This is a genomic window from Vibrio sp. Y176 (assembly GCF_033438945.1).
The window spans coordinates 1-515 of record NZ_JAWOQS010001201.1 but is presented as its reverse complement, the minus strand read 5'-3'; the positions used below and the strand labels follow the sequence as shown (position 1 = coordinate 515).

The following is a 515-nucleotide window of genomic DNA, read 5'->3' as shown; positions in this document are numbered from 1 at the left end:
CTTCTGGCTCGGGGGCTGCTTTGGCTTGTGGCGCAAGTGATTCCGTGCTCTCGACTTCTGGTGCTGGTGCACTGGCTTCAAGATTGGGCAATGCGATGGTCTTCGCGCCTTGGTTTGGGGTGTCACTGAAGTGCACTACGCCGTTTTCGTCTACCCAAGTGTAAGCGACCTGAGCCGAGGCTACAGAGGCCAGTAGTGTGCCGCTGAGTACACATAGCGATGGAATAAGCTGAACTTTCATGGCTCACCTTCTTTTGATCGATGATTTCACGTTTCAATGGCTTAGACCTTTGACCTACAAGGTAAAAATAGCCCAAGCGTATTTTTATTATCCCCTCATGTTAAACGGCGAATCTTGACTGACGAATACAAAAAAGGCCCGCCTGCGAGGCGAGCCTAATATTTTGTTACTGTGTTTACATTTTACACAGTTTGAACCTTATACAGAGTAGTAAAGTTCGAACTCAAGTGGGTGAGTTGCCATGTTGATGCGCTCAACGTCTTTTGACTTAAGT

At 47.6% G+C, this 515-nt stretch carries 1 protein-coding gene; it reads right to left on the bottom strand.

The window, feature by feature from the left end; genetic code table 11:
- The coding region (locus R7O13_RS30980; RefSeq protein ID WP_318305740.1) for a DUF4124 domain-containing protein at positions 1 to 241 on the bottom strand (241 nt) is incomplete at its 3' end.
- Positions 242 to 515: the final 274 nt, after the last annotated feature.